Origin of the sequence: Streptomyces sp. NPDC051180 (genome assembly GCF_040689545.1) — a bacterium.
GTDB lineage: Bacteria > Actinomycetota > Actinomycetes > Streptomycetales > Streptomycetaceae > Streptomyces.
Genome location: NZ_JBFBBC010000019.1, coordinates 53265 through 76131 on the forward strand (window position 1 = coordinate 53265; position 22867 = coordinate 76131).

Consider the following 22867-nt stretch of genomic DNA (forward strand, 5'->3'; position numbering starts at 1 on the left):
CTTACGGTTCACCCCTGACGGTCTCATCCGGTTTTTCCCGCCCCGAATGGTCTTGACCACGCGAAGCCACACGTCGGAGACTTGCGCGACCTCCACCGGGGGGCACGTACAGGGAGCACCACATGACCACGCCAGACGCCTTCGGTGACCGCTGCGAGCAGCTCTTCCTCGCCGGTGGCCCGGCAGCCGTCCGACGCACCGCCGGGCAGGGCCTCGACGAGCTCGGCCCCCACCCCGACCTGTACTGCTGGCTCGCGCTCGGCCACGTCGCCGAGGACGACGACGACCACGACGACGAGGCCGAGCGGGCCTTCCGCGCGGGGCTCGCCCTGGACGGCGACCACCTCGGACTGCTCGCCGGCTACGCGGAGCTGTGCCTGCGCGCCGACGGCTTCGACCGCCCCGGCCGGGCCTCCCGCGCCGACGGCCTCGCGCGGCGGCTCAGGGAACTCGCCCCGGAGTCCGCCGAATCCGAACGGCTCGCCGCCGTCGAGCGCTGGTCCCGGCGCGGCTACTGGGACGACCTGCGGATGAACGCCGCCCACGAGAGCGCCGTCAAGCGCGAGGCGCACACCGCGACCGTGTCCCAGGCCCGCGCCGCCACCGACGCCCTCGCCGAGGGCGGCCACGCGGCGGCCCTCGCGGCAGCCCGCGCGGCCGAGGCCGCCGACCCCACCGACCGCGACGCCGCGGTGCGCGCCGCGACCCTCGAAGCCCTCGCGGGACCCCGGGACGCCCCCGTACGGCTGCTCGGGCGGCACCGCCCGGCGGCCTGGACGGTCTCCCTCGTGCTGGCCCTCGTCACCAACCAGGTGCTCCGCCAGACCGGCGTCGTCGACTCGTTCAGCCTCTGGGGCTACCTCTGGCTGCTTCCGGTCCTCCTCGTCGACCGTCGTTTCGCGGCCGTGCGCAAGGACGCCGAGGCGCGTCATCTCGCCCGGCTCGAAGCGGAACTCGCCGCCGGGGACTGACGGCCGCGCCGCCGGTGCCCGAGCGCGGCTCCGTGCGCGCAGCGTCAAGGAATCGTGCGTCGGATGCCTAGGATCCGGGTGTACGGCGCACGACACTGGTCGAGTGCGTGGGCCGTCGGACGGGGGCTGAGGACGGTCCACGGCACGGGTGCCCCTGTGGACCGCGCCCCGGCCCACAGGGACGGGCACCCTCGCTCCGCCCGGCCACCGCCGTCGCGCCGTGGTGGCCGGGCGCGAGCGCTCACCCCCCGACCCGCAGCAGGACCGTCGACCGCGCGGCGACCGTGATCGTGCCGCCGCCCTCGTGGCGGGTGCCCGGGGCGTGCGCCTGGTCGTCGCGCGCCGTGTCGACGACGAGCTCGTACGACGCCGCCCAGGGCGGGCCCGGAAGGCGGAACTCCAGCGGGCGGGGGCCCGCGTGGAGGACGGCGAGGAAGCTGTCGTCGGTGATCCGCTCGCCGCGCTCGTCCCGACCCGGGATGTCCCGGCCCGACAGGTAGAGACCGAGCGTGGCGGTGGGCGCGTACCAGTCCGGCTCGGTCATCTCGGCGCCCTCGGCGGTGAACCACGCCAGGTCCCGCAGCCCGTCGGCGCGCTGCGGGCGGCCGGAGAAGAAGGCGCGGCGGCGCAGCACCGGATGGCGGTGGCGCAGTGCGAGGAGCCGGCGGGTCAGGGCGAGCAGCCCCGCCCGGCCGGGGTCCTCCGGCAGGGACCAGTCGAGCCAGCCGATCTCGTTGTCCTGGCAGTAGGCGTTGTTGTTGCCGCCCTGCGTGCGGCCCATCTCGTCGCCGGAGACCAGCATCGGCACCCCGGTGGAGAGCAGCAGGGTGGTGAGCAGGTTGCGCTGCTGGCGCAGGCGCAGGGCGTTGGTCCCCGGGTCGTCGGTCTCGCCCTCGGTACCGCAGTTCCAGGAGCGGTTGTCGTGGGTGCCGTCGCGGTTGCCCTCGCCGTTGGCCTCGTTGTGCTTGCGCTCGTAGGTGACCAGGTCGCGGAGGGTGAAGCCGTCGTGCGCGGTGACGAAGTTGACGGAGGCGTACGGCCGCCGCCCACCCCAGGCGTACAGGTCGCTGGAGCCGGAGAGCCGGTAGCCGAGGTCCCGGACGTCGGGCAGCGCCCCGCGCCAGAAGTCCCGTACGGCGTCCCGGTAGCGGTCGTTCCACTCGGTCCACAGCGGGGGGAACGCGCCGACCTGGTAGCCGCCGTTGCCGACGTCCCAGGGCTCGGCGATGAGCTTGACCCGGCGCAGCACCGGGTCCTGGGCGATGACGGCGAGGAACGGCGAGAGCATGTCGACGTCGTGCATCGAGCGGGCGAGGGCCGCCGCCAGGTCGAAGCGGAAGCCGTCGACGCCCATCTCCGTCACCCAGTAGCGCAGCGAGTCGGTGATGAGCCGCAGCACCTGCGGCTGCACGACGTGCAGGGTGTTGCCGCACCCCGTGTAGTCCGCGTAGCGCCGGGCGTCGGACTGGAGCCGGTAGTAGCCGCGGTTGTCGATGCCCTTCAGGGAGAGGGTGGGGCCGAGCTCGCCCGCCTCGGCCGTGTGGTTGTAGACGACGTCGAGGATGACCTCGATGCCGGCCGCGTGCAGCGCCCGCACCATCCGCTTGAACTCGCCGACCTGCTGACCCGCCGTCCCGGACGAGGAGTAGCCGGCGTGCGGGGCGAAGTACCCGAGCGAGTTGTAGCCCCAGTAGTTGCGCAGGCCGCGCCGCAGGAGGTGGTCCTCGTGCGCGAACTGGTGCACCGGCAGCAGCTCCACCGCCGTCACGCCGAGGCTGGTGAGGTGCTCGATCGCCGCCGGATGCGCGAGACCCGCGTAGGTGCCCCGCAGGTGCTCGGGGATGCCAGGGTGCCGGCGGGTGAAGCCCTTGACGTGCACCTCGTAGATGACCGAGTCCTGCCAGGGCGTCTTCGGCCTGCGGTCGTCCGACCAGTCGTCGTCGTCGTGGACGACGACCCCCTTCGGGACGTACGGGGCCGAGTCCCGGTCGTCGCGGACGGTGTCCGCCACGTGCTGCTGCGGCCAGTCCCGCACGTGCCCGTACGCCTCCGGGGGCAGCGCCCCGAAGTCGCCGTCGACGGCCCGCGCGTACGGGTCGAGGAGCAGCTTCGAGGGGTTCCAGCGGGCCCCCGTCCACGGGTCCCAGCGCCCGTGCACCCGGTAGCCGTACCGCTGCCCGGGGCCCGTCCCGGGCACGAAGCCGTGCCAGATCTCGTGGGTCAGCTCGGTCAGCGCCAGCCGCCGCTCCGTGCCGTCCGCGTCGAAGAGGCACAGCTCCACGGCCTCCGCGCCGCCCGCCCACAGGGCGAAGTTGGTGCCCGCGACCCCGTCGGGGCCGACCCGGCACCGGGCGCCGAGCGGAGTCGGGGTCCCCGGCCACACGGGTGGTCCGGCCCGCTCCAGGGCATGCTCGTGTACCGCCTCCTGCTCGGCTGCGCTCGACACCGTCCCGGCCTCCCGCGGCTCGTCGGGCCCGTATCCCGCGGGAGCGGCGGCGTCCCGGCCGCCGCTCCCGCGGGTGGTTCTCCCCCTGTTCTTCCCGCACCGCCGTGCTCCCAACATGACCCGCACGCACGTTTCCCCTGGAGGGTGGCCGTCGTTGGGCCGAGCGTGAATCGAGTATGGAAGCGGACGAGGCACGCGCTGGCGGTCGCGGGACTGATCGCCGGCCTGGCGGGCTGCACGGGCGCGGACGGCGGACGCGGCATCGACATCTCCCTCCCGGGCAAGGCGAGGGCACCCGGGGACGTCATCCGGATCAGCCCGGAGGACGGCAGCAGGGCGGTGCCGCCGGAGGGCCCGGTCGAGGTGCGGGTGGACAGCGGCCGGCTGGAGCGGGTGACGGTCGTCCAGGTCGAGGACGCCCAGCGGATCCAGGTGGCCGGGGAGATCTCGGCGGACGGGCTGCGCTGGCGGCCCCGGGACGGCGGCCGGCTCGCGCTGTCCGCGAAGTACAGCGTGGACGCGGTGGCGCTGGACGCGCACGGGCGCCGGTCGGCCCGGCACACCACCTTCACCACGGTGGTGCCGGAGAGCCGGTTCATCGGCTATTTCAAGCCGGAGAACCGTTCCACGGTCGGCACCGGCATGATCGTCTCCTTCGGCTTCAGCCGGCCCGTCGAGAACCGGGCCGCGGTCGAGCGGGCCATCCGCGTCACCTCCGTGCCGCCGGTGGAGGTGGTCGGCCACTGGTTCGGCAAGGAGCGGCTCGACTTCCGCCCCGCGGCGTACTGGCGGCCCGGCACCGAGGTCACCGTGGAGCTGGCCCTGCGGGACGTCGAGGGGGCGCCCGGCGTGTACGGCATCCAGCGCAAGAAGGTCGGCTTCACGGTCGGCCGCTCCCAGGTCTCGCTGGTCGACGCCGCCGCGCACACCATGGAGGTCCGCAGGGACGGGGAGCTCCTGGCCACCGTGCCGGTCACCGCGGGGGCGCCGAAGACCACCACGTACAACGGGAAGATGGTCGTCACGGAGCTGTACGACGTGACGCGGATGGACGGCCGGACCGTCGGCTTCGGCGGCGAGTACGACATCAAGGACGTGCCGCACGCGATGCGGCTCACCGACTCGGGCACCTTCCTGCACGGCAACTACTGGGCCCCGGCCTCCACCTTCGGATCGGCCAACGTCAGCCACGGCTGCGTGGGGCTGCGCGACGACAAGGGCGGCAGCTCCGAGTCCCCGGCGGGCTGGTTCTTCGACCGGACCCTCGTCGGCGACGTGGTCGAGGTGGTCAACTCCCAGGACAGGAAGGCGGCTCCCGACAACGGCCTCGGAGGCTGGAACCTCGACTGGCCACAGTGGCGGGCGGGCTCCGCGCTGGAGTGACGCCCGTGCCCCTCCCGCACCACCGCCCCCGAGGTGCTCTCTAGCACGTCGACTGGGACTGAACAGTGACATTTACGAGGAACTTTCGTGTCCTGCGGTGTGATTGTCTAGCGCTGTGTGCGCGATCGGATGCGCACGGGGGTGGGGCCGTGGCGGTTGCCAGGCCGTGCGAGGGGAGACGACCACAGTGAACGGGCAGCCGATATCGGGGGCATCGGTAGGGGCGACGGCGCGTCGCGGCCGGCGGCGCGGGGGCGTCCGGCTGCAGGCGCTGGCGGCGGGGGCGCTGCTCCTGGTGCTGACCGCCTGCGGCGGCGGTGAGACCGCCGGCGGCACGGGCGGACAGGGACCGGCGGCCCAGGGCGGCGGCAAGCAGGACAACGCGGCCTCGCAGGCGGTCGTGACGATCCTTCCGAAGGACGGCGCCGACGCGGTCGCCACCAGCGGGGCGCTCAAGGTCACCGCGGAGCAGGGCAAGCTGACCACGGTCACCGTCGCCGACTCCAAGGGCACCGAGATCGAGGGCAGGATCGCCGCGGACGGCGCCAGCTGGTCGCCCACCGCCCACCTGGCCGCGGCCACCCAGTACAAGGTGCACGCGATCGCGAAGGACGCCGAGGGCCGCGAGTCGGCGAAGGACACCACCTTCACCACGCTGGTCCCGAAGAACACCTTCATCGGCCAGTACACGCCGGAGGACGGTTCGACCGTCGGCGTCGGCATGCCGGTGTCCATCAACTTCACCCGGGGGATCACCGACCCCGAGGCCGTCGAGAAGGCCATCAAGGTGACGGCCGAGCCGTCCGTGCCGATCGAGGGGCACTGGTTCGGCAACGACCGCCTCGACTTCCGTCCGGAGAAGTACTGGGCCGCGGGCACCAAGGTGACCGTGCACCTCAACCTGGACGGCGTCGAGGGCCGCCCGGGCGTCTACGGCAAGCAGAAGAAGACGGTCACCTTCACCATCGGCCGGCGCCAGGTCTCCACCGTCGACGCGAGCGCCAAGACGATGAAGGTCGAGCGCGACGGCGCGATCATCAAGACCCTGCCGATCACCGCGGGCGCCCCGTCCACGACCACGTACAACGGTCAGATGGTCATCAGCGAGAAGTACAAGGTGACCCGCATGAACGGCGCCACCGTCGGCTTCGGCGGCGAGTACGACATCAAGGACGTGCCGCACGCGATGCGCCTGTCGACCTCGGGCACCTTCGTGCACGGCAACTACTGGGCCTCGTCGTCCACCTTCGGCTCCACGAACGTCAGCCACGGCTGCGTCGGCCTGGAGGACGCCCGCGGCGCGGGGGACAGCTCGACCCCGGCCGCCTGGTTCTTCGACCGCTCGATCATCGGCGACGTCGTCATCGTGAAGAACTCCAAGGACAAGCAGATCAAGCCGGACAACGGCCTCAACGGCTGGAACATGGACTGGTCGGAGTGGATCGCGTAGTCGTCTGACGGCCGCCGCCCCGCGCGGCGGCCGCACGACCGGCCGGGACCCGGTGCTGTGAGCAACAGCACCGGGTCCCCCGTCGTTAACGGCCGCTAACCTTCCTTGCATGACTGTGAACCTCGAAGTCGCCGACGGCGTCGGCACGATCCGTCTCGACCGTCCCCCGATGAACGCCCTGGACATCGCCGTCCAGGACCGGCTGCGCGAGCTGGCCCAGGAGGCGACCGACCGCGACGACGTGCGGACGGTCGTCCTCTACGGCGGCGAGAAGGTGTTCGCGGCCGGCGCGGACATCAAGGAGATGCAGGTCATGGACCACGCGGCCATGGTCAAGCGGTCGCGCGCCCTGCAGGACTCCTTCACCGCGATCGCCCGCATCCCCAAGCCCGTGGTGGCCGCGATCACCGGCTACGCGCTGGGCGGCGGCTGCGAACTCGCGCTCTGCGCCGACTACCGGATCGCCGCCGACAACGCGAAGCTGGGCCAGCCCGAGATCCTGCTCGGCCTGATCCCCGGCGCGGGCGGCACCCAGCGCCTGTCGCGGCTGATCGGGCCCTCCCGCGCCAAGGACCTCATCTTCACCGGCCGGATGGTGAAGGCCGACGAGGCGCTGACGCTCGGTCTGGTCGACCGGGTCGTCCCGGCCGCCGAGGTGTACGAGCAGGCGCACGCCTGGGCCGCCAGGCTGGCGCAGGGCCCCGCGATCGCGCTGCGGGCCGCGAAGGAGGCCGTCGACCAGGGTCTGGAGGCCGACATCGACACCGGTCTCGCCATCGAGCGCACCTGGTTCGCCGGGCTCTTCGCGACCGAGGACCGCGAGCGCGGGATGCGCAGCTTCGTCGAGGAGGGCCCGGGCAAGGCGAAGTTCGCCTGACGCGTGCCCCGGTGTGCGGCCCGGGGTGTGTGGTCCGCGGGGGCCGATTCCGTCGGAACGGCCCCCGCGGACGGCTCCGTGCGGCCATGATGGGGGGCATGGCGGGCCTGGAGGGTAGGGAACAACCTTGGCAGCGCGGCAGCGCCGCCGCCGCGCGCTGGTCACCGGCCGCGGAGGACGAACAGGCCGCCGGAGCAGTGGAGTTGTACGGCAATCCGGCCGAGGAGGATGTCCGGCTGCCGTCCCGCCCCGAGTCGGCGTGGGTGGCCCGCAGGCTGACCCAGTACGTGATCCTGCGTCAGTGGGGGCTCGGGCCGCAGATCGCCGAGCACGCGGTGCTCCTCGTCTCGGAGCTCGTCGGGAACGCGGTCCGGCACACCGGCGCCCGGGTCTTCGCGCTGCGGCTCCAGCGCCGCCGCGGCTGGATCCGGGTCGAGGTCAGGGACCCCTCGCGCGGGCTGCCCTGTCTGATGCCGGTGCACGAGCTCGACACGAGCGGCCGCGGCCTCTTCCTCGTCGACAAGCTCTCGGACCGCTGGGGCGTGGACCTGGCGCCGCGCGGCAAGACGACGTGGTTCGAGATGCGGGTCGCGGACCGTCCCTGACGCGACCCGCCGGGCCGTCCCCGGACGCACGGAAGCCCCCGTGCGCCATGGTGGGGCGCGTGGGGGCTTCCGTGTGATGCGCCGTGGACGGGGGGGGGTGTATCCACGGCCGCTATGTCGACCTGGCCCGGGTCAATGGGGGTCGTGTCTCCGACTATGGCAGAGAGGTGGCCTTGCCGCCAAAAGTCTCTACCGTGACAACTGTGGTCAAAAGCGGACAGTTAGACAGTGAATCGTTGGTGACGTGCAGCACCCACCTTGAAAACATTGAATGGCTATGCAGTTCATCGGGTGTTTCCCGGGGTCGTCCGCATGGTGGACGCCCGGCAAGGCCGGGCAAACGTCCTGAATTGGCCTAATCGTAATAAATCGGGCAAAGAGCCCTTTGAATGGTCGGGTGAAGCCGACCGACCGCCGAGGAGCCCTCCGGACGGGCGCGGCCGCCGCCCTCGCGGGAGCCCTCGCCACCGCCTGCGGTACGGAACCCCGCCCCGCGCCCACCGCCACCGCCGCCCCGCGCCGCCCCGCCCCCGCGCCCGCCGTCGCCCCCGGCCCCCGCCGCTTCGCCGGACACCCCGACGAGATCGCGCACGGCCCCCGCGACCGGCCGCGCGTCGCCCTCACCTTCCACGGCCAGGGCGACCCCGCCCTCGCCCGCACCCTCCTCGGTCAGGCCGAGAAGGCCGGCGCCCGCGTCACCGTCCTCGCCGTCGGCGAGTGGCTCGACGACCATCCCGACCTCGCCCGCCGTGTCCTCGACGGCGGACACGACCTCGGCAACCACACCCAGCGCCACATCGACGTCAACGCCATGACCGAGGCCGAGGCCCACGCGGAGATCGTGGCCTGCGCCGACCGCCTGCGCCGTCTCACCGGCTCCATCGGCACCTGGTTCCGGCCCTCGCGCACCCCGCACGCCGCCCCCCACGTGGTGCGCGCCGCCCGCCGTGCCGGCTACCCGCACGTCCTCTCGTACGACGTCGACTCCCTCGACTTCACCTCGCCCGGTGCCGCCGCCGTCGTCCGCACCGTCGCCGGCACCGTCCGGGCCGGCTCGGTGGTCAGCCTGCACTTCGGCTACCCGGACACCGCCGCCGCGCTGCCCCTCCTCCTCGCCGACCTCGACCGCCGCGGACTGCGCGCGGTCACCACCACGGAGCTGCTGACCTGATGGCCCACCGCACACAGAGACACGTCACGGCGCGTACCAGGACCCTCCTCGCCGCCGTCCTCCTCGCCGGACTCGCGGGCTGCGGCACCGCCGACCCCGGCGGCGGCGCCGTCGTGAAGAAGGGCGCCGCCCCCGCCGTGCCCAAACCGGCCGCCGCCCCCGCCGGACTCCCCGGGATGCCGCCCCTGCTCGACCCGAAGGACGTCTACGCCGCCGACCGGCCCGGACGACTCGCCCCGGCCGTACGCGACTTCCCCTCCCGCGTCTACGTCCCCAACACCAACTCCAACACCGTCTCGGTCATCGACCCCGCCACCTACCGGGTCGTCGAGACCATCCCGGTCGGCGCCCAGCCCCAGCACGTCGTCCCCTCCTGGGACCTGAAGACCCTCTGGGTCAACAACAACCGGGGCCACACCCTCACCCCCATCGACCCCGCCACCGGCGTCGCCGGCAAGCCCGTCGAGGTCCACGACCCGTACAACCTCTACTTCACGCCCGACGGCAAGTACGCCGTCGTCATGGCCTCGCTCGACCGCGAACTCGTCTTCCGCGACCCGCACACGATGGAGCGGAAGAAGTCCGTCCCGGTCAGCTGCTACGGCGTCAACCACGCCGACTTCTCCGCCGACGGCCGCTACTTCGTCGTCTCCTGCGAGTTCTCCGGCGAACTGCTGAAGGTCGACACCGAGAAGATGGAGGTCGTCGGCCAGCAGAAACTGCCCTTCCAGGGCGCCATGCCCCAGGACGTGAAGATCTCGCCGGACGGCAGGACGTTCTACATCGCCGACATGATGGCCCACGGCATGTGGGTCCTGGACGGCGACTCGTTCGCCACCCCCACCCTGCTCCCCACCGGCAAGGGCGCCCACGGCCTCTACATCAGCCGGGACTCCCGCGAGATGTACATCCCCAACCGGGGCGAGGGCACCGTCTCCGTCTTCGACTTCGCCCAGGACAAGCTGACCAAGAAGTGGCGGCTGCCCCAGGGAGGTTCCCCCGACATGGGCGGCGTCTCCGCCGACGGCAAGGTGCTGTGGCTCTCCGGGCGCTACGACTCCGAGGTCTACGCGATCGACACCACCACGGGGAAGCAGATCGCGCGGATCCCGGTCGGCAGCGGCCCCCACGGCCTCGCCGTCTACCCCCAGCCCGGCCGCTACTCCCTCGGCCACACGGGCGTCTTCCGGTAGCGGACCCGCGGGGAGCGGCCGGCGGTCACCCGGCGATCAGCAGCGCCTCCGACGCCACCGGGCGGTAGCCCGCCGCCTGGAAGACCCGGACGCTGCGGGCGTTGCCGGGGGACTGCTGGGCCCACACCACCCGGTCGGGCGTGAGATGGCGGGCGGCCGTCGCCAGCGCCCGGCCCAGGCCCCGGTGGCGCACCGCCTCGTCCACCTCGATCGCCGCCTCCCAGCGGCCCGCGACGCCGCGCCCCAGCACCAGCAGCCCGCCGTCGGCCGCCCACACCCGGACCTCGTCGCGGAACTTCAGCGCCCGCGCCACCCGGGGGTGGTCCGGGTCCTCGATCTCGCGGAGCGCCAGCGGGGGAGAGCCCGGCAGGGCGTCGGCCACGGTGAGCAGGTCGATCGTGTTCATGTGCCGGCCCGTGCGCCCCATCAGCGCCCACAGGAACCCCGGGTTCATGCTGGCCGCCAGCGGGTCGCTCGACACGGCCGCCAGCTCGGCCCGCACCCAGTCGGGGTCCGCGTCCGTGAAGACGACCGAGTGGGCGGTGAAGGCCAGCACCCCGGCGTCCCGGGGGCCCGGCTGGGGCACCACCGTCGTCGCGCCGTCCGGGGGCGGGAACTCCCCGCGCGCCGCCGCCGCCAGGACCCGTGCCACCTCGTCGCTCATACCCCCATCATCCGGCAGCGGCGGGCCAGCTAATCTGACCCCCGTCAGACAAGCACCGAGAAGGGGCGGAAGCAGTGGCGGACATCGAGTCGGCACGCACGGCATTCAACAAGTTCGACGTGGACGGGGACGGCTTCATCACCGCCGCGGAGTACAAGAGCGTCATGGCCCAGCTGGGCGACTTCAACGTCACCGAGACGGTCGCCGAGGTGCTCATCAAGCAGCGCGACGACAACGGCGACGGCGTCCTGTCCTGGGACGAGTTCTGGGCGCACTACAGCAAGGCGTGACCCGCCGGCCGGGGCGGGCGACGCAACGCTGAGTTGCCGCCCGTCCGGGGCTCGGTGACGATCGACCGGTGACGCCTCCCGGACCCCCCGGCACCCCGAGCCGTCCGGCGGCGGTGGTCGCCGCCGCGGTCGCCGTCCTCGCCGTCGCCCTGCTGGGCGCCGGTCTCGCGCAGACGGGCACCGGCGAACTGCGGATTCCCGCGGACGGCGCCACCTCGGTCCTGCGGCTCCTCGTCCTCACCGGCCTCGCCCTCCACGTCGGCGAACTCGCCGGCCGCCGGATCGCCGGCGAGGGACCCCTGCCCCGCGGCCTGGCCGTGCCCGCCGCGCTGCTCGCCGCGGCCGCCTCCGCCGCGCTCCTGCTGCTCTTCTCCGCCGTCAGCGGGCTGAGCCTCACCGTCGTGTACGGGCTGCGCGAGGGCCGCCTGCTGCTCGTCACCGCCAACGCCTTCGCCCTCGCCGCCTTCTGCGCCGCCTCCCGCCGCCCGGCCCTGGCCGTCCTGCCGCTCGCGGTCGCCGTCGGGGCCGAGGCGCTGCGCGCCCACCCCGAGACGTACCAGCAGGCCCTCGGGACCGGTCTGACCGTCGTCCACCTCACGGCGGCCTCGCTCTGGACGGGCACGCTCCTCCACGTGCTGCGCACCCTGCGGCTGCGGGGCGGTGGGCGGGACGTCCTCGTCCGGTACGCCCGGACGGCCGCCTGGGTGTACGCCGCCCTCGTCGTGACCGGCACCGCCTCGACGCTCCGCCGACTGCCGCCGGACGCGGTCCTGACCACCGCCTACGGCCGGCTCCTGCTGGTGAAGCTGGTGCTGTTCGGCGGGGCGAGCCTGCTGGCGCTCGCCGCCCGGGGGCGCATGGGGTCCGGCGGGAACGCCCTGGCACCCGCGCGCGTGGAGGCGGCCGTCCTCGGCGCGATCGTGGTCGTCTCGGCGCTCCTCACCGTGGTGCCCGACCCCCGGGGCCTCCTCCTGCCCTGACCCACCGCGGCGCGGGCCCGGCCCGACGGCTGCTCGACCGCGGCTCGACCGAGACGCGAGCGGTGGGCGACCGGACCGCGAGCCGGCCCCGGCCGGTCCTCCGGTTCGCCGTGGGTGCGCCGGGAGGACACCCGGCGTACGCCGGGCGCGTCCACGGCGCGCGGCAGGCCGTGGCAGTTTTCTGCACCGGAGGCCCGCTGGCCGGATCCGAGTCGAGGGAGGGCCTCCGGCGGGCCCGTGGCGGCCCCGCCTCCCACCTGGCCTTTTGGCCGGAAGAGAAGGGTCCGCTCGGAGAGCCCCTCCGGTTTTTCCGCAGGTCCCGAGGCAGGTCGCTGCCAGGCAGCTTCCTGGCCTGTCCGGAAGCGGACAGGCGGCCCCCCGTGGTGATTTCCTCTGGGTGTGCGGCCGGAACGGCTGAAAAAGCCCGGGCCGCGAAGGACCTCCTGATTCGCCCGTACGCCGTCCCGTACCAAGGAATGGAGACCCACATGTCCTGTCGCTCCCGCCGTGCCGGCAGTGTCCTCGCCACCGTCGCCGCCGCCGTCCTCGGCGGACTGCTGTGGGCCTCGCCGGCCCAGGCCGCCCCCGCCGGGCACCAGGGCGTCACCCAGGGCAAGGACGACTTCGTCTGGCCGACGCCGCCCCGCCCGGAGTTCCCCTTCCCCTGCGTCCCGACCCTGCCGGGCCTGCCCTGCGTCACCCAGATCCCGGACGACTTCGTCTGGCCGACCGCCCCCCGGGACTGACCGTCATGCAGCTCACCCTCGCGTCGCCCGCGGCGGTACCGCTTCAGATCCACTCCCGGCGGGTCGCCTGCACCCCCGCCTCGAACCGGCTCGACGCCCCCAGCCGCTCCATCAGGTCGGCGACGATACGGCGCTCCGTGCGCACCCCGATGCCCAGCGCACGGGCCACCGCCTCGTCGGTGAGACCGCTCGCCAGGAGCTGGAGGAGCTTGCGCTCCTGCGGGGTGAGTCCGCCCGGCAGGGCGTCCCCGGGGCCGTCGAGCGGGGAGGCGTGCTCCCAGTACGCCTCGAAGAGGGCGCGCATGGCCATGACCACCGGCTGGCTGCTGAAGAGCAGCGCGGACGGCTGGGCCTGACCCGGCAGCCCGGCCACCACGGCGGCCGTCGTGTCCACGATGAGCAGTCGCATCGGGAGCGTCGGCGAGGAACGGATCTCGCTGCCGTGCTCCGCCATCCACTGGGCGTGCGCCCGGGTGACCCGGTCACCTCCGACGCTGTCCAGGTAGATGGTCCGGAACCGCACGCCGCGCTCCATCGCCCGCTCGTTCAGCGGGCGGCCGGCGAGCACGGACTCCTCGGTGAGGGCCTTGCCGGGGTGGAAGGCGAGCGACTCGTGCGTACAGGACTCGGCCAGGGCCTCCAGCCGGGTGCGGATGTCGTCGACGTTGTCGAGGTGCTCCGCCCCGTCCAGACCGCCCGACCGGCCCGACGCCGTGTACTCGGCGGCCAGCGCGGCCAGCGCCGCGCGGTTCTGCTCGATGCGCTGCTGCCGCGAGGCGAGCTCGCGCTCCTCCCGCTGGAGGAGCACCTTCAGCCCGAGCGAGGGGTTCACCGCCCGCATCCGGCCCGGGGTGTCCCGGGAGGGGGCGAGCAGGGACAGCCGGGTCAGGAGATCGAGCGCCTCCTCCACCCGCTCCGTCGTGGAGTCGAGGAGGGCGGCCAGCTTCTCCGGATCGAGCTCCTTGTGGAACAGGATCGTGCGATAGACGCCGAGCGTGTGCTGATCGAGCGATGAGACCTCGTCCACGTGGTGTCGTCCCCCTTCGTACCACGGTGGTGCGGCGTCCCGGGCTGCCCCGTCGCGGTCCCGGAACGGAGCACAGGTGCCCCCGTCCCCTGGCCGGAGCCACCCGAATCACCCCATTACATGATCAGCACGCTACCTGCTGGACGTTCTCATCGAAAGGCGTTCCCGTGGTCCCAACCGGATCCCCGCCGCCGAGCCTCGACGGCCTCGTCGTCCTCGTCGTCGACGCCACGACGGGCCTCGGCCGGGACCTCGCGGCCCGGCTGTGCGCGGCCGGGGCGATCGTCGCCGTCGTCGGCGCAGGCCACCCGGACCGCGGGGACGACGCCGCCACCAACGCGGCCTTCCTGTGCAAGGCGCTCGCCGACCGCGGTCTGCTCGCCCTGCCGTACCGGATCGACGTCGGCGACCCGGACGAGGCGGCCCGGCTGCCCGGCCAGATCGCCTCCGACGTCGGCCCGCCGGCCGCCGCCGTCGTCGTCCTGCCGCCGCCGGGCGCCGACGAGGCCCTCGTCCGCGCCTTCCGCGCCCTGTCGGCGGCCCTCGCCGCCGCCCTGCCGGCCGGTGCCCGCCACGTCGAGTACGCCCCGACGGGCGGCGGACCGTCGCCGGTCGGTCCGGGGACGAGCGCCACCGCCGGGGACCGCGTCTGGGTCCGGTCGGTCGTCACCGCGCTGGCCGCCGACGCGGCACGGGCGCCCAGCCGCTGACCGGCGGCCCGTGAGGGCCGCCGCCACAGAAGTCATCACGGGGGAGAGACATGTCCATTCGCGTCGTCGTGGCCGGGGACCACCAACTGGTCCTGGAGGCATTCGCCGAGACACTGAACGGCACCAACGGCCTGGACGTCGTGGGGCTCGCCACGACCTTCGAGGCGGTGCTGCCCGCCGTACAGCGCCACCGGCCGACCGTCCTGCTGCTCGGCGAGAGCACCATGGGCGGCAAGGCGCTGCACGCCGCGACCCAGGTCCGGTCGCACCACCCGACCTGCGGGGTCGCCCTCATGGTCGGCTCGGCCACGCCGTCCGTGGTGGACCGGGCGGTGGCCGCCGGTGCGCTCGGCGTCGTGCCGAAGACGGCCCGGCTTCCGCAGCTGATCACCACGCTCGTGGGGGTGGCGGGGGGCTGCCTCACGGTCGACCCGGGGCTGCTGCGGACCCCGGCGTCGGGCGAGGCCGTGCTGAGCGTCCGCGAGACGGACGTGCTGCGGCTGACGGCCGGCGGGGCGACGGTCAAGGAGATCGCGGGCGAGCTCTACCTCGCGGCGGGGACCGTGCGGAACCTGACCTCGGCGGCGATCAAGAAGCTCGGCGGGCGCAACCGGTTCGACGCCGCCCGCATCGCCGCCGAATGCGGACTGCTGTGAGCGCGACCGCGGCCGCGGGGTCCGGACGCGCGCCGGCCCCGGCACGAGGCGTGCCGGGGCGGGGCTTCACAAGGCGTCGGAGAAGGGCGCTGCTACTTCTCCAGGCAGAACTCGTTGATCGGGTAGCCCACGTGGCGGTCGGCCGTCGGCAGGTGACCCAGGATGCGGTCACCCGGCTTGAGCTCGGTGCTGTTGAGCACCGAGGCGCCCGGACCGAGGACCCGGACGTGCCAGTCGTCCTGGAGGATCAGGTTGACCGTCTGCCCGCTGGGCGCGACCGCGTCGATGGAGATGAGCGGACGGGTCTCGATCTTGACCCGGCCCACGCTGACCGGCCGGGTGCGGCCGTCCACGTCGACCGCGAGCACGGAGCTGCCGGCGTGCAGTTCGCTCAGGTAGTGCGTCCGGCCGTTCTGGCCCACGGTGTACGAGTGCAGCGCACCCGCGTTGACGCGGAACGGACGGGTCGGCATGTACGGCAGCGGGTGGGTCTCGCTGACGCACAGGACCATGCCCTTGGAGTGCGAACCGACGAGGATGCCCTCGTCCTTGCGGAAGTGCGTCGTGGTGTCCACGCACGCCCGCTCGCCCATCCCGATGTGCGTGGTCGCGGTGACCGTGAGCTCGACGAGGGAGATCTCCCCGCCGTGCGCGGTCGCCGCGGTCCGCAGCGCCGTGGCGTCGCCGACCGCGCGGCCCCGCATGAGGACGCCGTCCGAGCCGTGCTCCAGGACGCCGTAGAGGATCTCGGCCTCCTCGGTGTCGGCGGCGGTCGTCACGATGGAACCGGGCGCGCCGGACGCCGCCGCGATGACGATCTCCAGCGGGATCTTCGTCGGGTCGCGGAAGTCGAGGACGCTCCACGCCTCCAGGCGCGCGGCCAGGCACGCGTCCTCCAGGGTGTCGGCGTCGACGATCTCCACGTACCGGCCGAACTGCACGTCCGGGTGGGCCGCCTCCAGCTCGGCGCGGGCGTCGCGGGGGCCGGGCACGACGACCACGTCGGCGGCGCCCAGGTCGGCGGGGACGGCCCCGGCGCCGTCCTCGAAGAGCAGGACCTTGCGGACGGTGGGCGGCAGGCCCTCGAAGACCGCCGGGTCGCCGGCGACGATGCCGTCGATCTTCTGGTGCAGGGCCTCCTCGAGAACGGCGGCGGTGGCGGCGCCGGCCTCGCGGATGTCAAGCCAGCACAGTTTGACGTCCGTCATGATGCGGACCTCCTGTCAGATGGGTGTCGAGGTTCGGGTCGTCGATCGGTGAAGCGTCGAGGTGGTCGGGGGTGAGGCGTTCGCTGTGAAGCCGCTCCCCCCGGTCCGCCTCGCTGAACGGGCCGGTCGTGAAGTGCTGTTCGGGGAAGTGGTGCACGATCCGGGCGACCTTGGCCGCCAGCGCGCGCGGGTCCTTGGCCTGGAAGATGTTGCGGCCCATGGCCACCCCGCCCGCCCCTCCGGCGATGGCGTCCCTGACGTAGGCCAGGACGTCCTCCTCCTTCTCCAGGGCGGGCCCGCCGGCGACGAGCACCGGGACGGGGCAGGCGGCGGTCAGGTCGAGCATCTCCGCGGTGGAGCCGAGGAAGACGGTCTTGACCAGGTCCGCCCCCAGGTCCGCGGCGATCGTCACGGCGTGCGCGACGACCGCCGGGTCCCGCGGGTCGCTGATCCGCGGCCCGCGCGGGTACACCATGGCGAGCAGCGGCAGGTTCCAGCGGTCGCAGGCGTCGGCGATCCGGCCGAGGTCGCCGATCTGCTGCCGCTCGTCGTCGGAACCGAGGTTGACGTGGACGCTGACCGCGTCCGCGCCGAGGCGCAGGGCCTCCTCGACACCGGCGACGACGTACTTGGCGTTGGGGTCGAGCGCCTGGCTGGTGCTCGCGTTGAGGTGGATGATCAGCGACATCGCGGCGAACCGCTCCGGGCTGATGTGCCGGACACTGCCCTTGTGCACGACGACGGCGTCCGAGCCGCCGGCCGCGATCCGGGCGGCGAGCTGGTCGAGCGTCGTGCCCTTGGGCACCACGGGACCGTCGTGGATCGAGTGGTCGAGTGGGGTGATCATCAGGCCGGCCGTGCTGTGGCGGTAGAGCCGCCGAAGCCGCAGCGACCGGGCGAAGTGGCCGAAACCGGTCATGGAACGCCCTTTCTGGTTCGCGAGGTGGCGTGATCGGGCTGGTGACCCGCGCCGCGCGAGCGGACGGGGTCGGCCCGCGCGGTGGCTCCGCGCGGGGAGCTGAGGGCCGGGCCGGCGGGGTCCGGTGGCGAGACGGAGCGCAGATAGGCGCGGTCCGGCTTGCCCGAGGGGGTGAGCGGCAGCCGGGGCCAGACCGAGACCCGCACCGGCGTGTGCTCCGGGGTCAGCGAGGCCGCCACGAACCCCCGCAGGTCGCAGGAGGTTCCCCCGGCGCCCGAGTACAGCTCCACGGCCGCGTGCACCTGCTCCACCCAGTCGCGGTCGCGGACCCCGAACACCGTGGCCTGGCGCACCTGCGGATGGCGCATCAGCGCCTCCTCGATGGCGGCCGGGTCCAGCTTCAGACCGCCGTGCTTGATCACGTCGCCGACCCGGCCGTCCAGGCGCAGATAGCCGTACCGGTCCCAGTGCCCCAAATCGCCGGTGCACAGCCAGCCGTCGCGGAAGACCGTCCCGGTGCGTTCCTCGTCGCCGAGGTAGCCGGCCGTGACGGTGGGCGAGCTGATCCAGATCTCGCCCGTCACGCCCCGCTCCACCTGCGGGCCGCCGTCCGGGCCGCGGATCTCCACCCGTACCCAGGGGAAGGGCCGGCCCGCCGAGCCGAGGAGCTCCGGCTCGCGGTGGTCCAGCGGGTTGAGGCTGCTGATGCCGCCCGCCTCCGTCGTCCCGTACACCTGGATGAGCACGTCGCCGAAGAGCTCGACGGCCCGGGCCACCCGCGCCGGCGCCGCCGGGGTGCCGCTGTAGGTGATGCGGCGCAGCGACGACAGGTCCGTGCGCGGGGCGGCCGGATGGTCCAGGAGCCGGTAGAGGTGCGGCACGGCGAGGTAGACGTCGGTGACCCCGTGGCGCTCGAAGGCGTCGAGGACGTCACCGGCGTCGAACTCGTCGTGCAGCACGATCCGTCCGCCGCTCGCGAGCACCGCGTCGGCCATCGGCGCGGTCGTGTGGCTGATCGGCGTGACGGACAGCAGCGTCGCGGGTCCCCGGGGATCGAGGCCATGGGCGAGGCGGCCGACGAGCTCCTCACGTGTGTCGTACCGCTGGGCGACCATCTTCGGCCGGCCGGTGCTCCCGCTGGTGAACTCGACGGTCGCGAGGTCCTCCGGGCGCGGCTCGGGCAGCCGTTCCGGCAGCGGACCGGCCGGCTCCGCCGCTCCCCAGGGGACGGTCAGCGGGGTCACGGCCGGCACGCGGCGGGTGAGCCACGCGCCGCGCTCGGCGCTCTCGTCGTCGACGAGCAGCACCGACACCCGCAGGTCCTCCAGGAGTCGGGCCTGGGTGGCGACCGAGAAGGTCTCCGTGTCGGTCCGCGGGTTCATCGACCGTACGTACACGGAGGTGGCGCCCAGGAGATGGACGGCGTACCGGGCGGCGAGCATCAACGGCCGGTTGGGGCCGGTCAGCACGGCCACGGTGTCACCGGGCCGGACGCCGCGGGAGTGCAGCAGGGCCGTGGTGGCCCGCACCGATCCGGCGAGCCGGCCGGCGGTGACGGCCTCGTCGGCGCGGTGGATCACCACGCGCCCGGGGTCCTTTCCGAGGGCGTCGAGAATGCGGCGTACGTACATGGTTCCTCCTTTCCGAAAAGAGGGGGGAAGGTGCGGTGGGGGATTACCTGATGCGCATCTGCGCCATCATTCCCATGGCGCTGTGGTCGATCATGTGGCAGTGATAGGGAAAGACCCCGCGGTGCGTGTCGAAGGTCAGCTGGAGTTTCGCCGTCTGCCCCGGGAAGAGCAGGACGGTGTCCTTGAGACCGGCCTCCGCGGGATAGACCGGCATTCCGTCCCGTTCGAGGATGCGGAACTGCACCAGATGCGTGTGGAAGTTGTGCGGGACCGTCGTGCTGGTGTTCTTGACCGTCCACACCTCGGTCGAGCCCCAGGCGATCTCGGTGTCGATCCGGTCGTGGTCGAAGGTCTTCTCGTTGATGTACGCGAGGTGGCCCGTGCCCGGCTCGTCCATCCGCAGCTCGAAGCTCCGCTCCACGGTCGGCGTGGGCAGCGCGGGCAGCGTGGCGAGGACGTCCGGGACCCGGCTCGGGTCCTCCGTCCTCTCCTCGACGTCGAAGCGCATGATCTGGCCGACGAGCTCGGTCGGTCCCGGGCCCAGCATGTTCGACAGGGTGACCTGGGTGCCCGGCGCGTACCGCGAGAAGTCGATGACGAAGTCGGCGCGTTCGCCGGGGGAGAGCACGATCACCGGCGAGGGGGCCGGCGCCGGGAGCAGCCCGCCGTCCGAGCCGACGTGGATGATGGGGCTGCCGTCGGAGAGCGCCATCACGAAGATCCGCAGGTTGCAGGAGTTGACCATCCGGAAGCGGTACTTGCGCGCCTTGACCTTCAGGTGCGGCCACGGGGCGCCGTTGACCAGGATCGTGGTGCGTTCGAGGGCGTCGTCCATGGTGTAGACCATCCGGCCCGCCGCGTCGAAGTGCGCGTCCCGCAGGATCAGCGGCACCTCGTACGGCCCGGAGGGCAGACCGAGCGCGTCCTCGGCCTCGTCGCCGAGGAGGTAGAGCCCGGACAGGCCCCGGTAGACGTGCTCGGACTCCATGTGGTGGGCGTGGTCGTGCGTCCACAGCGTGGCGCCCACCTGCCGGTTGGCGTACACGTACGTCCGGGACGCGCCGGGCTGGATGACGTCCATCATGCCGCCGTCCTGCTCCTGCGGGTTGGCCCCGCCGTGCAGGTGCACCGAGGTCGGCATCGACAGGCCGTTGGTCTGCCGGACGACGGCCGTGCGCCCGCTGCGGGCCCGGATCGTCGGCCCGGGGAACGTGCCGTCGTACGTCAGGACCTCGGTCTTCAGGCCGGGCAGGATCTCCACCCGCGCCTTGCGCATGGTGATCGCGTAGTAGTCGGCCGACCGGGTCCGCCGGTAGGGGGCGAGGACCTTCGGCCGCGGCAGCGGCACGGTGAACGGGGTGACCGCCGGCGGGCCGGCCGGCGGCTCGGCGGCCACCGCCGGGGTTCCGGAGGTGAGGCCCTGGAAGACCCCGCCGGCCGCGCCGACAGCGCCGACGGCACCGGCGGTGAGTCCGAGTCGTATCGCATGGCGGCGAGAGAACACGGCGGATTCCTAACGTGAAGTGTTTCCCGGAGCGAAAGCGGCGGGAACGGCGGTGAATTCGCTCTCCGAGCATGGGCGTGAACGACGGGAAGTCCGAGCCCGTTCGCGCCGGTACTTGCATGTGTCACGCGATCCGTGACCTCGGTCATTTTCGCCGGTGGGAACGGGAACAACGGCCTCCGCGATGACGGGCGTCACGCCGCCGAATGCCGCCCGTCACGCCCTGCCCGGGAAATGTCACCGGTTTCCGCCGCGGCGGTCCGTCCGGGCCGCTCCGCGACGAGGGTGGTGCCCGGCGTCTGCCCTGCGCACGGCGCCGTCCCGTCCGCCGGCGTCCGGGCCGCTCGGCCCCCCGCGCCGGACCGTCATCCTCGCGCCCAGGAGGCCCCCGTGCCGACCACGCAGACACGCACCGACCCCGCCGAAGCGGCCCGCGAACCCGACGCGCCCGCCGCGGCCGGACCCGCCTCGGCCGAAGCCGGACCCGCGCCGGCCGTCCCGGTGTTCACCGCCGGCGTCCGGGTCCTCCTCGCCCCCGAGGGGGACGCCGCCACCCTCGCGGGGCCGGCCACCTCGCTCACCGTCAGGCCGGTCCGCGCCGGTGTCCGCACCGCCCTCCTCCGGCTCGCCGAAGGCCCGATGCCCGAGGCCGGGCTGTACGCCGGCCTCGACCCCGCCGAACGCCTCCAGGTCGAGCGGCTGCTCGCCGGCGGCGCCCGCCACCTGGTGGCCCACGCCGTCCTCGCCCGCGGCGGCGACGGCCGCGAGGGCGGCGGACGGACCCTGCTGCGCCTGGAGCCGGTGGCCCGCGACGCCGCCTACCGGCCCGTCGCCGTCCCGTCCGACGCGACCGTCCGCCTCTCCCGGTTCGCCTTCTGCCGCACCCGCGACGGTGCCCTCGTCGTCGAGTCGCCGCTCGTGAAGTTCCGCGCCGTCCTCACCGACACCGCCGCCCGCACGCTCGCCGCCGCACTCGGCGAACCCGGCACCCCGGCCCGCCTCGGCGCCGCCGCGGGGCTCGACGCGGCGGACACCGGCGACGTCCTCGGCCACCTCGTCGGCGCCGGCTTCGCCGAACTCGCCGACGGACGGGGCCTCTTCGCCTCCGACGACGAACCCGTGCTGCGCCAGTGGGACTTCCACGACCTCCTCTTCCACTCGCGCATCCGCTCCGGCCGGTACGACGACGTGTTCGGCGCCGTCTACCCCCACCGCGGCGCGATCGAGCCCCGACCGGCAGTCCGGCCCGTCCCCGAGGGACCCTCCGTCCCGCTCCACCGGCCGACCCGCGAGGAGATCGCGGCGCACGACCCCTCCCTCACCACCGCGATCGAGACCCGGCGCTCCATCCGGGGGTACGGGGACCAGGAGATGACCGCGCGCCAGCTCGGCGAACTCCTCTACCGGGTCGCCCGCGTCCGCGCCCACTACACGCCGGAGCCGGGCGACGAACGCGACGAGGTCGTCTCCCGCCCCTACCCGAGCGGCGGCCAGGGCTACGAACTGGAGCTGTACGTCACGGTGCGGCGCTGCGCGGGGCTGGAGCCCGGCATCTACTACTACGACCCCGTCGGCCACCGGCTCGTGCTGCGCAACGGGGACGAGGCCGACCGCGAGTCCCTCTTCCACGTCGCCTCCCGCGCCACCGGCATGGAGGCGCGCCCCGACGTCCTCGTCACCGTCACCGCCCGCTTCCAGCGCATGTCGTGGAAGTACCGCGCCATCGCCTACGCGACCACGCTCCGGCACACGGGCGTGCTCTACCAGACGATGTACCTGGTGGCGACGGCCCTCGGGCTCGCCCCGTGCGCCCTCGGCAACGGCGACGCCGACATGTCCGCGCGCGTCCTGGGCCTGGACTACCTCCAGGAGTCCTCGGTGGGCGACTTCCTGCTGGGCAGCCGGCGTACGGACGACTCGGTGGCCGGCGAGCCGGGCGCGGGCTGGCGCATGCTCAACAGCCCCGAGTGGTCCCTTCCCGACGCCTCCTGAGCCCTTTCGGCGTGACGGCAGTTATTCCGGCCGTGATAAACGTCAGGCCCGGCCCGCGAAGGCTGGTGCGGCCGGGGGTCGGTCAGCATTATTGGTGTTGCAGCCGAACGGTTGCGGAAAAGAATTCGGAAAGGAATTCACCATGAGCATCGACGACATCAAGAACGGCGACGACAAGGCGTTCGACGACTTCAACGTCGACGAGCTGGAGACCCTCGAGGTCGCCCAGGGCGTGGCCCTCCCGGAGATGGGTGCCTCCAGCGGCTCGATCGGCACCTCGTCCTCCTCGTCCTCCACCTGCTCCGCCTGCTGAATCCCCCCTACCGAAACGCTGAAAGGAACACGCACATGAGCATCGACGACATCAAGAACGGCGACGACAAGGCGTTCGACGACTTCAACGTCGACGAGCTGGAGACCCTCGAGGTCGCCCAGGGCGTGGCC

General features: G+C 73.2%; 21 protein-coding genes. 14 read left to right on the top strand and 7 right to left on the bottom strand.

Annotated elements, in window-relative coordinates; translation table 11 throughout:
* Positions 1-122 precede the first annotated feature (122 nt).
* On the top strand, positions 123-971 hold the full coding sequence (locus AB0424_RS27355; RefSeq protein WP_366309218.1) for a hypothetical protein: 849 nt from the start codon (positions 123-125) through the stop codon (positions 969-971).
* Between the two features lie 241 nt (positions 972-1212).
* Here AB0424_RS27355 and glgX read toward each other — a convergent pair whose 3' ends face one another.
* Entirely contained in the window at positions 1213-3417 is a 2205-nt protein-coding gene (gene glgX / locus AB0424_RS27360; protein ID WP_366309219.1) for a glycogen debranching protein GlgX, read from the bottom strand.
* A 165-nt stretch (positions 3418-3582) separates the two neighbouring features.
* Here glgX and AB0424_RS27365 point away from each other — a divergent pair, with 165 nt between their 5' ends.
* The 6 genes from AB0424_RS27365 to AB0424_RS27390 all read left to right on the top strand — a co-directional run bounded on the left by AB0424_RS27365 (position 3583) and on the right by AB0424_RS27390 (position 10096).
* Positions 3583-4800 carry an Ig-like domain-containing protein gene (locus AB0424_RS27365; protein ID WP_366309220.1) on the top strand — a complete coding sequence of 406 codons (1218 nt, stop codon included), beginning with the start codon at positions 3583-3585 and terminating at the stop codon, positions 4798-4800.
* Positions 4801-4987: 187 nt separating this feature from the next.
* Complete coding sequence (locus tag AB0424_RS27370; protein ID WP_366309221.1) at positions 4988-6250, top strand: Ig-like domain-containing protein; 1263 nt, start codon at positions 4988-4990, stop codon at positions 6248-6250.
* Positions 6251-6359: 109 nt separating this feature from the next.
* A complete protein-coding gene (locus AB0424_RS27375; protein WP_366309222.1) occupies positions 6360-7127 on the top strand; it encodes an enoyl-CoA hydratase-related protein in 768 nt (255 codons plus the stop codon).
* 98 nt (positions 7128-7225) lie between these two features.
* Positions 7226-7732: an ATP-binding protein gene (locus AB0424_RS27380; protein WP_366309223.1), complete on the top strand. Its 507-nt coding sequence runs from the start codon at positions 7226-7228 to the stop codon at positions 7730-7732.
* Between the two features lie 397 nt (positions 7733-8129).
* Positions 8130-8903 carry a polysaccharide deacetylase family protein gene (locus tag AB0424_RS27385; protein ID WP_366309224.1) on the top strand — a complete coding sequence of 258 codons (774 nt, stop codon included), beginning with the start codon at positions 8130-8132 and terminating at the stop codon, positions 8901-8903.
* Positions 8903-10096 carry a YncE family protein gene (locus AB0424_RS27390; RefSeq protein ID WP_366309225.1) on the top strand — a complete coding sequence of 398 codons (1194 nt, stop codon included), beginning with the start codon at positions 8903-8905 and terminating at the stop codon, positions 10094-10096. Before AB0424_RS27385 ends, AB0424_RS27390 begins: the two co-directional genes overlap by 1 nt.
* Positions 10097-10121: 25 nt before the next feature.
* Here AB0424_RS27390 and AB0424_RS27395 read toward each other — a convergent pair whose 3' ends face one another.
* A complete protein-coding gene (locus AB0424_RS27395; protein ID WP_366309226.1) occupies positions 10122-10760 on the bottom strand; it encodes a GNAT family N-acetyltransferase in 639 nt (212 codons plus the stop codon).
* Between the two features lie 74 nt (positions 10761-10834).
* On the opposite strand from AB0424_RS27395, the gene AB0424_RS27400 reads away from it, so the two are divergent.
* The 3 genes from AB0424_RS27400 (at position 10835) to AB0424_RS27410 (ending at position 12776) form a co-directional block, all read left to right on the top strand.
* Entirely contained in the window at positions 10835-11050 is a 216-nt protein-coding gene (locus tag AB0424_RS27400) for an EF-hand domain-containing protein (RefSeq protein ID WP_366309227.1), read from the top strand.
* Between the two features lie 68 nt (positions 11051-11118).
* On the top strand, positions 11119-12030 hold the full coding sequence (locus AB0424_RS27405) for a CopD family protein (protein WP_366309228.1): 912 nt from the start codon (positions 11119-11121) through the stop codon (positions 12028-12030).
* 488 nt (positions 12031-12518) lie between these two features.
* Complete coding sequence (locus AB0424_RS27410; protein WP_366309229.1) at positions 12519-12776, top strand: hypothetical protein; 258 nt, start codon at positions 12519-12521, stop codon at positions 12774-12776.
* A gap of 43 nt (positions 12777-12819) precedes the next feature.
* Here AB0424_RS27410 and AB0424_RS27415 read toward each other — a convergent pair whose 3' ends face one another.
* Positions 12820-13803, bottom strand: a complete 984-nt coding sequence (locus AB0424_RS27415) for a helix-turn-helix transcriptional regulator (RefSeq protein ID WP_366309230.1) — start codon at positions 13801-13803, stop codon at positions 12820-12822.
* Positions 13804-13970: 167 nt separating this feature from the next.
* Between AB0424_RS27415 and AB0424_RS27420 the strand changes: the two genes are divergently transcribed.
* Together AB0424_RS27420 and AB0424_RS27425 are read left to right on the top strand one after the other, a co-directional pair.
* On the top strand, positions 13971-14513 hold the full coding sequence (locus tag AB0424_RS27420) for a hypothetical protein (protein WP_366309231.1): 543 nt from the start codon (positions 13971-13973) through the stop codon (positions 14511-14513).
* A gap of 50 nt (positions 14514-14563) precedes the next feature.
* The gene (locus AB0424_RS27425) at positions 14564-15169 is read left to right on the top strand and encodes a response regulator transcription factor (protein ID WP_366309232.1); all 606 of its coding nucleotides are present in this window, start codon (positions 14564-14566) and stop codon (positions 15167-15169) included.
* A gap of 92 nt (positions 15170-15261) precedes the next feature.
* Here the strand turns inward: AB0424_RS27425 and AB0424_RS27430 are convergent, their stop codons facing one another.
* From AB0424_RS27430 to AB0424_RS27445, 4 genes are read right to left on the bottom strand one after another with little or no spacing between them, the layout of a single operon-like run.
* Positions 15262-16377, bottom strand: a complete 1116-nt coding sequence (locus AB0424_RS27430) for a 3-dehydroquinate synthase II family protein (protein WP_366309233.1) — start codon at positions 16375-16377, stop codon at positions 15262-15264.
* The gene (locus tag AB0424_RS27435; protein ID WP_366309234.1) at positions 16349-17296 is read right to left on the bottom strand and encodes a 2-amino-3,7-dideoxy-D-threo-hept-6-ulosonate synthase; all 948 of its coding nucleotides are present in this window, start codon (positions 17294-17296) and stop codon (positions 16349-16351) included. Before AB0424_RS27435 ends, AB0424_RS27430 begins: the two co-directional genes overlap by 29 nt.
* Entirely contained in the window at positions 17293-18927 is a 1635-nt protein-coding gene (locus AB0424_RS27440) for a fatty acid--CoA ligase family protein (RefSeq protein WP_366309235.1), read from the bottom strand. The genes AB0424_RS27435 and AB0424_RS27440 overlap by 4 nt, the downstream gene beginning before the upstream one ends.
* A gap of 43 nt (positions 18928-18970) precedes the next feature.
* Positions 18971-20431, bottom strand: coding sequence for a multicopper oxidase domain-containing protein (locus AB0424_RS27445; protein WP_366309236.1), 1461 nt, complete (start codon positions 20429-20431; stop codon positions 18971-18973).
* A 390-nt stretch (positions 20432-20821) separates the two neighbouring features.
* On the opposite strand from AB0424_RS27445, the gene AB0424_RS27450 reads away from it, so the two are divergent.
* Positions 20822-22423: a SagB family peptide dehydrogenase gene (locus tag AB0424_RS27450; RefSeq protein ID WP_366309237.1), complete on the top strand. Its 1602-nt coding sequence runs from the start codon at positions 20822-20824 to the stop codon at positions 22421-22423.
* Between the two features lie 142 nt (positions 22424-22565).
* Positions 22566-22736 carry a thiazolylpeptide-type bacteriocin gene (locus tag AB0424_RS27455; RefSeq protein WP_189799760.1) on the top strand — a complete coding sequence of 57 codons (171 nt, stop codon included), beginning with the start codon at positions 22566-22568 and terminating at the stop codon, positions 22734-22736.
* The last annotated feature ends 131 nt before the right edge of the window (positions 22737-22867 follow it).